Source organism: Silanimonas lenta DSM 16282, from assembly GCF_000429065.1.
GTDB lineage: Bacteria > Pseudomonadota > Gammaproteobacteria > Xanthomonadales > Xanthomonadaceae > Silanimonas > Silanimonas lenta.
On record NZ_AUBD01000020.1, the window covers coordinates 1 to 9,942 of the forward strand.

The 9,942-nt window shown below is 69.5% G+C and carries 13 protein-coding genes and 2 pseudogenes; 12 read left to right on the forward strand and 3 right to left on the reverse strand.

All coding sequences use genetic code 11. The annotated features are described in order from the left end of the window. From G408_RS15425 to G408_RS0108645, 6 genes and pseudogenes are all read left to right on the forward strand, one after another. A pseudogene (locus G408_RS15425) lies at positions 1 to 471 on the forward strand (phage/plasmid primase, P4 family); the annotation flags it as partial. 142 nt (positions 472 to 613) lie between these two features. Further along, entirely contained in the window at positions 614 to 1,090 is a 477-nt protein-coding gene (locus G408_RS0108625; RefSeq protein WP_028770766.1) for a crossover junction endodeoxyribonuclease RuvC, read from the forward strand. A gap of 1 nt (position 1,091) precedes the next feature. Continuing rightward, positions 1,092 to 1,301, forward strand: coding sequence for a hypothetical protein (locus tag G408_RS0108630; protein ID WP_028770767.1), 210 nt, complete (start codon positions 1,092 to 1,094; stop codon positions 1,299 to 1,301). After that, positions 1,294 to 1,731, forward strand: coding sequence for a DUF6362 family protein (locus tag G408_RS13900; RefSeq protein WP_051282808.1), 438 nt, complete (start codon positions 1,294 to 1,296; stop codon positions 1,729 to 1,731). Before G408_RS0108630 ends, G408_RS13900 begins: the two co-directional genes overlap by 8 nt. A gap of 334 nt (positions 1,732 to 2,065) precedes the next feature. Continuing rightward, a complete protein-coding gene (locus tag G408_RS0108640) occupies positions 2,066 to 3,481 on the forward strand; it encodes a site-specific DNA-methyltransferase (protein ID WP_245584294.1) in 1,416 nt (471 codons plus the stop codon). Continuing rightward, positions 3,478 to 4,743 carry a site-specific DNA-methyltransferase gene (locus G408_RS0108645; protein WP_028770769.1) on the forward strand — a complete coding sequence of 422 codons (1,266 nt, stop codon included), beginning with the start codon at positions 3,478 to 3,480 and terminating at the stop codon, positions 4,741 to 4,743. The genes G408_RS0108640 and G408_RS0108645 overlap by 4 nt, the downstream gene beginning before the upstream one ends. A 56-nt stretch (positions 4,744 to 4,799) precedes the next feature. On the opposite strand, the gene G408_RS0108650 is transcribed toward G408_RS0108645, so the two are convergent. The 3 genes from G408_RS0108650 to G408_RS0108660 all read right to left on the reverse strand — a co-directional run bounded on the left by G408_RS0108650 (position 4,800) and on the right by G408_RS0108660 (position 6,012). Then, complete coding sequence (locus G408_RS0108650; protein ID WP_028770770.1) at positions 4,800 to 5,372, reverse strand: DUF3489 domain-containing protein; 573 nt, start codon at positions 5,370 to 5,372, stop codon at positions 4,800 to 4,802. Positions 5,373 to 5,406: 34 nt separating this feature from the next. Continuing rightward, a complete protein-coding gene (locus tag G408_RS0108655; protein WP_019562355.1) occupies positions 5,407 to 5,652 on the reverse strand; it encodes a hypothetical protein in 246 nt (81 codons plus the stop codon). A 93-nt stretch (positions 5,653 to 5,745) separates the two neighbouring features. Further along, positions 5,746 to 6,012, reverse strand: coding sequence for a hypothetical protein (locus tag G408_RS0108660; protein WP_019562354.1), 267 nt, complete (start codon positions 6,010 to 6,012; stop codon positions 5,746 to 5,748). Between the two features lie 120 nt (positions 6,013 to 6,132). Here G408_RS0108660 and G408_RS0108665 point away from each other — a divergent pair, with 120 nt between their 5' ends. The 6 genes and pseudogenes from G408_RS0108665 to G408_RS0108690 form a co-directional block, all read left to right on the forward strand. Beyond that, on the forward strand, positions 6,133 to 6,663 hold the full coding sequence (locus G408_RS0108665) for a hypothetical protein (protein WP_028770771.1): 531 nt from the start codon (positions 6,133 to 6,135) through the stop codon (positions 6,661 to 6,663). Further along, positions 6,663 to 8,636 carry a phage terminase large subunit family protein gene (locus G408_RS0108670; RefSeq protein ID WP_028770772.1) on the forward strand — a complete coding sequence of 658 codons (1,974 nt, stop codon included), beginning with the start codon at positions 6,663 to 6,665 and terminating at the stop codon, positions 8,634 to 8,636. The genes G408_RS0108665 and G408_RS0108670 overlap by 1 nt, the downstream gene beginning before the upstream one ends. A 17-nt stretch (positions 8,637 to 8,653) precedes the next feature. Further along, positions 8,654 to 9,145 (forward strand): hypothetical protein, encoded by a 492-nt coding sequence (locus G408_RS0108675; protein WP_028770773.1) that lies wholly within the window; start codon positions 8,654 to 8,656, stop codon positions 9,143 to 9,145. Then, positions 9,145 to 9,537 carry a hypothetical protein gene (locus tag G408_RS0108680; protein WP_028770774.1) on the forward strand — a complete coding sequence of 131 codons (393 nt, stop codon included), beginning with the start codon at positions 9,145 to 9,147 and terminating at the stop codon, positions 9,535 to 9,537. The genes G408_RS0108675 and G408_RS0108680 overlap by 1 nt, the downstream gene beginning before the upstream one ends. Further along, positions 9,537 to 9,758: a phage head-tail joining protein gene (locus G408_RS0108685; protein ID WP_028770775.1), complete on the forward strand. Its 222-nt coding sequence runs from the start codon at positions 9,537 to 9,539 to the stop codon at positions 9,756 to 9,758. Before G408_RS0108680 ends, G408_RS0108685 begins: the two co-directional genes overlap by 1 nt. Beyond that, a pseudogene (locus tag G408_RS0108690) lies at positions 9,758 to 9,942 on the forward strand (phage portal protein); the annotation flags it as partial. The gene G408_RS0108685 and the pseudogene G408_RS0108690, both read left to right, overlap by 1 nt.

Below are 9,942 nucleotides of genomic sequence, written 5' to 3' on the forward strand. Positions count from 1 at the left end.
GTGGACGAGGCGATGAAGCGCCGGCTGCACCTGATCCCCTTCACCGTGACCATCCCGCCCGAGCGGCGCGACGCCATGTTGACCGACAAGCTCCTGGCCGAGCGCGACGGGATCCTCGCCTGGGCGGTGCAGGGCTGTCTGGCCTGGCAGCGCGAGGGGCTCCAGCCCCCGGCCAGCGTGGTGTCGGCCACCGCCGAGTACTTCGACGAGGAGGACGCCGTCGGCGACTTCCTGGACGAAGAGGCGCAGCGCCACCCGCAGGCCCGCGTGGCCGTGGCCGACGTGTTCCAGCGCTGGCAGGACTGGGCCGGCCGGCGCGGCGAGTACGTGGGCACAAGCCGCTGGCTCGCCCAGCAACTGGCCAACCGCGGCTTCGAGCGCACGCGCATCCACGGCGGCGTCAAGGCCCTGGCGGGCCTGTCGCTCAAGCCCAAGGACTCCGGCGTACGGCTCCCGTACCGCGACGACTGACCACCCACGGTGACCGAAGGTGACCCGCCCGGGGATTGAGTCTCTTTACGCGCGTACGCGCGCACAGGCGGAAGGACGATTCCCCACGGCGGTCACCTTCGGTCACCCCATGTTGACAAGGACCTTGACAAGGACCGACACGATGCACACCACCCTGCTTGCCCTCGACCTGGGCACCACCACCGGCTGGGCGCTGCGCGACCGCACGGGCCGAATCACCAGCGGCACCGAATCCTTCAAGCCCCGACGCTTCGAAGGCGGCGGCATGCGTTTCCTGCGCTTCAAGCGCTGGCTCACCGAGCTGAAGGCCCACGCCGACGGGATCGACGCGCTGGTCTTCGAGGAAGTGCGCCGCCACGTCTCGACCGACGCGGCGCACGCCTACGGCGGGTTCCTGGCCACGCTCACGGCCTGGTGCGAGCACCACGGCGTCCCCTACCAGGGCGTGCCGGTGGGCACGATCAAGAAGCACGCCACCGGCAAAGGCAACGCCCGCAAGGACGCGGTGATGGCGGCCGTGCGTGCGCGGGGCCACGCCCCGGCGGACGACAACGAAGCCGACGCCCTGGCGCTGTTGCACTGGGCCATCCAGCAGCACGACGCGGCGCAGGAGGCGTGAGATGGACCTCCCGACCCCTCGCTACCGCTGCCCGCTGGGGCGCCTGCAGCCCGAGCCGATGGACGTGGAGGCCGTCAAGCGCCGCGGCTGGCGCGAGCAACGCCTGCTCGTCGTCTCCCTCGACGACGACCGGCTCGACTGGATGGAACGCGAGCTGATCCGCCGAATCGGCGAGCGGCTCTACGGTGCACGGGAGGCGCGCCATGGCTGAGTGGACCGTCGAGCGTGTGGCCGAACGCTTCCGGGAGGCGGCCATCACCGCCCACCGCCTGCCGCCCGTGCGCGTGCAGGGCTACTTCAACACCTGGCCCGCGATCCGGCGCATGCCCTGGGAGACGCTGGGGGCCGAACCCTCGATCCGGCGCTTCCCGCCCGCACCCGAGACGGTCGAGCGGATGCTCGAGACCATGCGCTGGGTCTTGTGGCTGGAGGAAGAGGAACGCCACCTGGTATGGATGCGCGCCGAGCGCCACCGCTGGCGCGACATCTGCGCCCGCTTTGGCTGCGACCGGACCACCGCCTGGCGGCGGTGGCAGCGGGCGTTGCAGACTGTCGCGAACCACCTAAACACCACGCAACAAGGTGCCAGCGCAGCGGCAGGACGAAGCACCACTCCCAAAGCCATGCGCAACGCCGATTAACGCCGCACTCGGTTGCTCGCGGTTTGGGGTTGGATGCGAAACCGGGCGTGCGCACAGGTGCAACAAATCCGCCGGTCCGAGGGTAGTATCTCGGCTAAGGTCTGGACAGCGGCGACGGTCAAGCAAGCCGTCCAGCCATCCACGGGTCCTTCCTGGGCACCCAGCCATGCGGGGGGCGCGAGCGCGGCATTGGCCTAGCGTCTGAGCGCAAACCGAGGTTTGCAGGGTTTGCGGTTTGCAGCCCTCCAGCCCGAGACCTTCTCCCCGACACCCCCAGCCCGCCCACGGTCCGCCGTCGGCGGGCTTCTTCGTTTCCGAGGCACCGATTCTGGACATGCTGGCCGTCACGTACCGCAAGGTCGAGACGCTGATCCCCTACGCCCGCAATCCGCGCACGCACAGCGACGAGCAGGTCGCGCGCATCGCCGCCAGCATTGTCGAGTTTGGCTGGACCAACCCGATCCTGGTCGATGGCGACCATGGTGTGATCGCCGGCCATGGCCGACTGCTGGCCGCACGCAAGCTGGGGCTCGCCGAGGTGCCGGTGATCGAGCTCGCGCACCTGACGCCTGCGCAGAAGCGCGCCTACGTGATCGCCGACAACCGGCTCGCGCTCGATGCCGGCTGGGACGAGGCGATGTTGGCGCTGGAGTTCGCCGAACTGGCCGACGCCGGCTTCGATCTGGACCTGACCGGCTTCTCGGCCTCCGAGATCGAAGGCCTGCTCGACGCCATCGAGAAGACGGAACCGTCCGCCGAAGAGGACACGAGCGCTTTGGTCCGCGCCCCGGACGAGGACGACGTCATACCGCCCGCGGTGGCGGTCACACGCCCCCGCGATCTGTGGCTGATCGGTGAACACCGACTGCTCTGCGCCGACAGCCGCGACGCGGCCGCCGTCGCGCGCCTCCTCGAGGGCGAGCGGGCGCACCTGCTCTTCACCAGCCCGCCGTATGCCAACCAGCGCGACTACACCACCGGCGGCATCGCGGACTGGGACGCGTTGATGCAGGGCGTGTTCGGCGCTGCCCGCGCGGCACTGCGCGAGGACGCGCAAATCCTGGTCAACCTCGGGCTCGTGCATCGCGACAACGAGTGGCAGCCGTACTGGGACGGCTGGATCGCATGGATGCGCACTCAAGGCTGGCGGCGCTTTGGCTGGTACGTGTGGGACCAGTCGGTGACCGTGCCCGGCGACTGGGCCGGGCGGCTGGCGCCCCGGCACGAGTTCGTCTTCCACTTCAACCGACGCTCGCGCAAGCCGAACAAGATCGTGCCCTGCAAGTGGGCCGGGCACGAGACGCACCTGCGCGCCGACGGATCGTCCACCGCGATGCGCGGCAAGGACGGCAAGGTCGGCGCCTGGAACCATGCCGGACAGCCCACGCAGGAGTTCCGCATCCCAGACTCGGTCGTCGAGGTGACGCGCCAGCGCGGCCGCATCGGTGAAGGCATCGATCATCCGGCGGTGTTCCCGGTGGGGTTGCCCCGGTTCTTCATCGAGGCCTACACCGACGCGGGCGAGATCGTCTTCGAGCCGTTCGCGGGCTCCGGCACCACGCTGCTGGCCGGCCAACTCACCGGCCGCCCGGTACGCGCCATCGAACTCGCTCCAGAGTACGTGGACGTCGCGCTGCGCCGCTGGCTGCAGCACCACCCGGGCACGGTGCCGGTGCTGGAGGGCAGCGGTCGGACCTTCGCCGAAGTCGCCGCCGAGCGGCTGGGCGAGACGGCGGAGGTCACTGCATGAGCTGGCTGGCCGATCGCATCGAGCACTGGCCGATCGACAAGCTACTGCCCTACGCGCGGAACGCCCGCCAGCACTCGGACGAGCAGATCGCCCAGATCGCGGCCTCCATCGCGGAGTTCGGCTTCGTCAATCCCATTCTCACCGGCGCCGACGGTGTGCTGGTCGCGGGCCATGGGCGGCTTGCCGCCGCGCGCAAGCTGGGCCTGCCCACCGTGCCGGTGGTCGTGCTCGACCACCTCACGCCGACCCAGCGCCGCGCCCTGGTGCTCGCGGACAACCGGCTCGCGGAACTCGCGACCTGGGACGATGCCCTGCTGCGCATCGAACTGGAGGCGCTGCAGGACGATGGCTTCGATCTCGATCTCACCGGATTCGACGCCGATGCACTGGCAGAACTGCTGGCCGATGAGGAACCACAGATCGAGGGCCGGACGGAGGACGACGCCGCGCCCGACGTGCCCGAGGAACCCGTCTCCCGGCCGGGCGACGTCTGGCGACTCGGGCCGCACCGCCTGGTCTGCGGGGACGCGACCACCGCCGAGGCCTACGTGAAGCTGTTCCCGAACGGCGAGCGGGCGGACATGGTCTTCACCGATCCGCCCTACAACGTGAACTACGCCAACAGCGCGAAGGACAAGCTACGCGGCAAACACCGCCCCATCCTCAACGATGCGCTGGGCGAAGGCTTCTACGATTTCCTCTTTGATGCGCTGGCGCTGATCATGGCGCACACCCGAGGCGCGATCTACGTCGCCATGTCCTCCAGCGAACTGGACACGCTGCAGGCGGCCTTCCGCGCCGCCGGCGGCCACTGGTCCACCTTCATCATCTGGGCCAAGAACACCTTCACGCTCGGGCGCGCCGACTACCAGCGCCAGTACGAGCCGATCCTCTACGGCTGGCCCGAAGGCGCGACGCGCCACTGGTGCGGCGACCGCGACCAGGGCGACGTCTGGCAGATCAAGAAGCCGCAGAAGAACGACCTGCACCCGACGATGAAGCCGGTCGAACTGGTCGAGCGCGCGATCCGCAACTCCAGCCGACCGGGCGACGTGGTGCTCGACCCCTTCGGCGGCTCGGGCACGACGCTGATCGCCGCCGAGAAGTCGGGGCGTGTGGCGCGGCTGATCGAGCTCGATCCGAAGTACGTCGACGTGATCGTGCGGCGATGGCAGGAGTGGGCGGGCCAGCAGGCCACCCGCGAGGCGGATGGCGTGGCCTTCGATCAGGCAGCAAGTTCGTCTTCGATGATCGCGCAGTGAATCACGAAGCCGGTCAGATAGGGCAGCCCGCGCGGGATGTGCTGCCCCATCGCGACTCAGGCAAGCCGGTAGACGCGCTCGCCGCCCGGGGATTTCTCGGAGACGATCGTCAGGCCCAGTTTCTTCTTCAGCGCCCCGGCCAAGGTGCCGCGCACCGTGTGCGCCTGCCAGCCGGTGAGTTCGCAGATCTGACGCACCGTCGCGCCCTCCGGGCGCCGGAGCATCGCGATGACTTGGGCCTGCTTGCTGTTTTGCCGGGTGCTTCGCACCCTCTCGGCTTCGCCTCGCGAAACTTCGCTGCGCTCGTTTTCGCGGGTGCGGGGCTTGGTCTCGGCGCGCTGCGGTGCCCAGGTGGCTTCGGCGGCTGCGACCTCCGCCTCGAGATCCGCATCTGCCTCCACCGGCGCCGGCGCGGGACGCGGGCGCCCCAGGGCTTCGTAACCCTCGGCGGCGACGGACCAGTCGGTGCCGTCGGTGGTGATCAGGGCCCGATTGCAGAGGCCGTCCAGCACCTTCTTGCGGGCGCCGCCTTTCACGTTGTCGGGGAACCACTCGATCTTGCCACCGGTGTGCTCGACGGCGTAGGCCAGGATGGCGTGCTGGGCGGGGGTCAGGGTGATGGTGCTCATGGTCTGCTCCTGGATAGGGATGGATCGGCGCGAGTCAGTCTTCCCACAGGTGCTCGCCATCGAGGCTGATCCACAGGCGCGCATCGCGCGCGGTGGCCATCTCGCGCACCGCCAAGCCGGTTTTGAGGTGGGTGCCGGTCTTGCCGGTGAAGTCGTAACGCTGGCCGTCGTGCATCACGGTCGCTGGGCCTTGCTCGTCGAACTCGATTCGGATCAGGCGGGTGCCGAGGGCGTTTCCGTTGGTGTCGGTGACCTGGGGTTGGCGGATGCGCAGGGTCATGGTCTGCTCCTTGGTGCGTGGTGATTGGGTGAGGTGATGAACGCGCTGTTCGCGTGAGAAGCCAAGCGTTCTTGCTTGGCTTCGCATTGCTCGTCAGACCTTGCGCAACACCGAGATGCCGGCCTGCGCCAGTTCGAGCGCGGCGGCGTGGAAGGCCATCTCGCCGACCCAGGGCGCAGCCCTTGCGTCGTCAAACAAGCGGTCGATGACCGGCCGGGCCTTGGCGCGCATCGCGGCGCAGGCGGCTTCGAGCTCGTCGCGGCTGGCGGCGGCCACCTCCTTGCGGCAAGTGCGCACCAGCACGGTCAGGGCGGCCTCGGCGAGCTTGGTGGCGAGAAGGTCGGGGATGTGGGGGTTCATCGGGCGTCCTTTCGATCGGGTGGTTCGGGGTGACGTGATGAACGCGCTGTTCGCCCGTGAAGCCAAGCGTTTTCTGCGGGTGTTGGCCAAGAACTGACGATGACTTGATCGAAGAGGGCCATGGGCATCTCGATTCGCGCCTACGCCCGCCACCGTGGGGTATCGGACACCGCCGTGCACAAGGCCATCCGCACCGGGCGCATCACGCCCGAGGCGGACGGCACCATCGACCCAGACCGGGCCGACCGCGACTGGACCCGGAACTCCGAGCCGCCGAAGGCGGGAACGGGCTCCCGGACCGTGAAGGTGCGGGTGGCGGAGGATCCGGCCCCGAACCTCGCCACCGGCCTGCCCGCAGGCGGCACCACGCTCGTGCAGGCGCGCACGGTCAACGAAGTGGTCAAGGCGCAGACCAACAAGGTGCGGCTGGCCCGCCTCAAGGGCGAACTGGTCGATCGCCACCACGCCATCGCGCATGTGTTCAAGCTCGCCCGCACCGAGCGCGACGCCTGGCTCAACTGGCCGGCGCGCATATCGGCGCAGATGGCGGCCCGGCTTGGCGTGGAGACACACACCCTGCACGTGGCCCTGGATGCCGCCGTGCGCGAGCACCTCGCCGAGCTCGGGGAACTCAAGGTTCGGGTCGATTGATGGACGAGTTCGCCTATGAGGGCTGGGACGTCATCGAGCGCGCTTGGCGCGAGGGCCTCACGCCGGACCCGCTGCTCACCGTCTCCGAATGGGCCGACCGGCATCGGGTGCTCTCGAGCAAGGCGTCGAGCGAGCCGGGGCGCTGGCGCACCAGCCGCACGCCTTACCTGCGCGAGATCATGGATTGCCTGTCGCCGACCTCGCCCATCGAGCGCGTGGTGTTCATGAAGGGCGCGCAGGTGGGCGCGACCGAGACCGGCTCGAACTGGATCGGCTACGTGATCCACCACGCGCCCGGTCCGATGATGGCGGTGTGGCCCACCGTGGAGATGGCCAAGCGCAACTCCAAGCAGCGCATCGACCCGCTGATCGAGGAGTCGCCGGTGCTCTGCGAACTCATCGCTCCGGCGCGTTCGCGCGACTCGGGCAACACCATCCTCGCCAAGGAGTTTCGTGGCGGCGTGCTGGTGATGACCGGCGCGAACAGCGCGGTGGGCCTGCGCTCGATGCCGGTGCGCTATCTCTTTCTCGACGAGGTGGACGCCTACCCGCTCGACGTCGAGGGGGAGGGCGATGCGATCTCGCTCGCTGAGGCGCGCACGCGCACCTTTGCGCGGCGCAAGATCTTCATCGTCTCGACGCCGACGATTGCGGGTGCCTCGGCCATCGAGCGCGAGTACGAGGCCAGCGACCAGCGCCGCTACTTCGTGCCCTGCCCGCATTGCTCGCACCGGCAGTGGCTGCGCTTCGAGCAACTGCGTTGGGAGAAGGGCCGGCCCGAGACGGCGGCGTATGTGTGCGAATCATGCGAGACGGCGATCGCCGAGCACCACAAGACCTGGATGCTGGAGCACGGCGAGTGGCGCGCGACGGCGGAAGGCTCGGGTAAGACGGCGGGTTTTCATCTGTCGTCGCTGTACAGCCCGCTGGGCTGGCGCGCCTGGCGCGAGATCGCCGCCGCGTGGGAAGCCGCCGTGAGCAAGGAAACCGGATCGAGCGCCGCGATCAAGACCTTCAAGAACACCGAGCTCGGCGAGACCTGGGTCGAGGAGGGCGAAGCGCCCGACTGGCAACGCCTGCTGGAGCGCCGCGAGGACTATGCCATCGGCACCATTCCCGCCGGCGGCCTGCTGCTCACCGCCGGCGCCGACGTGCAGAAGGACCGCATCGAGGTGTCGGTGTGGGCCTTCGGGCGCGGCAAGACGTGTTGGCTCGTCGAGCACCGCGTGCTGATGGGGGACACGGCGCGCGAAGCGGTCTGGCAGCGCTTGGCCGACCTGCTCGCCGAGACCTGGACGCACGAGAGCGGCGCGCAGCTGCCGCTGGCCCGCCTGGCGGTGGACACCGGCTTTGCGACGCAGGAGGCCTACGCCTTCGTGCGCCGGGTGCGTGACGGCCGGGTGATGGCGGTCAAGGGCGCGCCCAAAGGGGTGGCGCTGATCGGCACCCCCACCGCGGTCGACGTGACCCAGGGCGGCAAGCGGCTGCGCCGGGGCGTGAAAGTGTTCTCGGTGGCGGTGGGCATCGCCAAGCGCGAGCTCTACGACCACCTGCGCCTCGCCCCCGAAGTAGCCGAGGACGGCGTGACGGTGACGTACCCCGCCGGCTACGTGCACCTGCCGAAGATCGACGCCGAGTTCCTCCAGCAACTGTGCGCCGAGCAGCTCGTCACCCGGCGCGACCGCCACGGCTTTGCGGTGCGCGAATGGCAGAAGATGCGCGAGCGCAACGAGGCGCTGGACTGCTATGTGTATGCCCGCGCCGCGGCCAGTGCCGCGGGGCTGGACCGTTTCGAGGAACGCCACTGGCGCGAACTGGAGCGGCAACTGGGGCTGCCGCCGCCCGATGAGCCCATGCCGTCGAACGAAATGCCCGTCGAACGACCTCCCGAGGCCACCCATCGAGGTGGCCTCGCTACTTCTACGAACCGCCACCCCGGCCGGCGTGTGATCAAAAGCCGCTGGCTGGCCTGAGCCTTCAAGGAGAACCCATGTCCCTGGCCACCCGCATCGAAAGCCTCGTCCTCCGCGTCGCGCAGGAGTTCAACGACGTCCGCGCGAAGGCCGGGAATCTCGCCCAGCTCACCACCACCGACAAGTCCAGTCTGGTGGCGGCCATCAACGAGCTGAAGGCCGCGGTGGTGGCCTCGGGTGCGATCGACGACACCCAGGTCGCCACGAGCAGCACCTACTCGTCGAGCAAGATCGTCACGCTGCTCGACACGCTCAAGGCCGAGATCCTGGGCGGGGCCGATGCCGCCTACGACACGCTGCTGGAGATCCAGCAGCTGCTGCAGGACGGCACCAGCGGCCTGGACGCCTTGCTCACTGCGGTGAACCACCGCGTGCGCTTCGACGCCGCGCAGACCCTCACCGCAACCGAGCAAGCCCAGGCGCGCAGCAACATCGGCGCCGTGGCCGCCGCCGACGTGGGCGACACCGACACCGACTTCGTCGCGATCTTCGAAGGGGCCCTGGTCTGATGAGCCTGGCCTTGCGCCTTGCCGCCTTGGCCAGCCGCATCGGCCTGGAGGTCAAGACCAAGATCGATGCCGGCCACCCCGGGCTGGCGCGGGCCTGGGTGTGTTTCGGCTATGTCGGCAACCAGATCGTCGTGCGGGCCGCGCACAACGTCGCCTCGGTCACCCGGCTGGCCGCAGGGCGCTACCGCGTGCACTTCGCCAGCCCGCTGCCGGACGCGAACTATGCCTGGGTGGGCGTGGCCCGCAGCAGCACCAACAGCGGCACGCAGCGGCTGCTGATCGTGCGCGCGACCGCCGACGAGAAGGCGCCGACCCACCTCGACGTGACCTGCGCGACCACCGCGGCGTCGTTCGCCGACTCCCCCGAAATCAACCTCGTGGTCTACCGCTGATGGCCTACACCGAAGCCCATCTCGAGGCCCTGCAAGCCGCGCTCGCCAAGGGCGAGCGGCGCGTGAGCTTCGGCGACAAGACGGTCGAGTACCGCTCGATCGAGGAGTTGCAAGCCGCCATCCGCGCGGTCAAGCGCGACCTGCACGAACAGGCCGTGGCCACCGGGCTGTGGCCCGGCGCGCCGCGGCAGATCCGCCTTCACACGACCAAGGGGACGTGATGGGCTGGCTGAATGTGCTCAAGCGCCGGCTGCTCGGCACCAGCCCCACCTACGACGGCGTGGGCGGCGGCCGCAGGGCCGTGGCCTGGCAGGTCGGCAACCCCGGGGCGGTCGCGGCGCTCGCCTCCACCCAGGGCGAGCTGCGCGCCAAGAGCCGCGATCTCGCCCGGCGCAACGCCTGGGC

Coding starts and splice junctions, on each gene's coding strand:
- G408_RS0108680 (WP_028770774.1), top strand. CDS start 9,145: ATGAGCCTGGCCTTGCGCCTTGCCGCCTTGGCCAGCCGCATCGGCCTG.
- G408_RS0108625 (WP_028770766.1), top strand. CDS start 614: ATGCACACCACCCTGCTTGCCCTCGACCTGGGCACCACCACCGGCTGG.
- G408_RS13900 (WP_051282808.1), top strand. CDS start 1,294: ATGGCTGAGTGGACCGTCGAGCGTGTGGCCGAACGCTTCCGGGAGGCG.
- G408_RS0108660 (WP_019562354.1), bottom strand. CDS start 6,012: ATGAACCCCCACATCCCCGACCTTCTCGCCACCAAGCTCGCCGAGGCC.
- G408_RS0108670 (WP_028770772.1), top strand. CDS start 6,663: ATGGACGAGTTCGCCTATGAGGGCTGGGACGTCATCGAGCGCGCTTGG.
- G408_RS0108685 (WP_028770775.1), top strand. CDS start 9,537: ATGGCCTACACCGAAGCCCATCTCGAGGCCCTGCAAGCCGCGCTCGCC.
- G408_RS0108630 (WP_028770767.1), top strand. CDS start 1,092: ATGGACCTCCCGACCCCTCGCTACCGCTGCCCGCTGGGGCGCCTGCAG.
- G408_RS0108665 (WP_028770771.1), top strand. CDS start 6,133: ATGGGCATCTCGATTCGCGCCTACGCCCGCCACCGTGGGGTATCGGAC.
- G408_RS0108640 (WP_245584294.1), top strand. CDS start 2,066: ATGCTGGCCGTCACGTACCGCAAGGTCGAGACGCTGATCCCCTACGCC.
- G408_RS0108650 (WP_028770770.1), bottom strand. CDS start 5,372: ATGAGCACCATCACCCTGACCCCCGCCCAGCACGCCATCCTGGCCTAC.
- G408_RS0108675 (WP_028770773.1), top strand. CDS start 8,654: ATGTCCCTGGCCACCCGCATCGAAAGCCTCGTCCTCCGCGTCGCGCAG.
- G408_RS0108655 (WP_019562355.1), bottom strand. CDS start 5,652: ATGACCCTGCGCATCCGCCAACCCCAGGTCACCGACACCAACGGAAAC.
- G408_RS0108645 (WP_028770769.1), top strand. CDS start 3,478: ATGAGCTGGCTGGCCGATCGCATCGAGCACTGGCCGATCGACAAGCTA.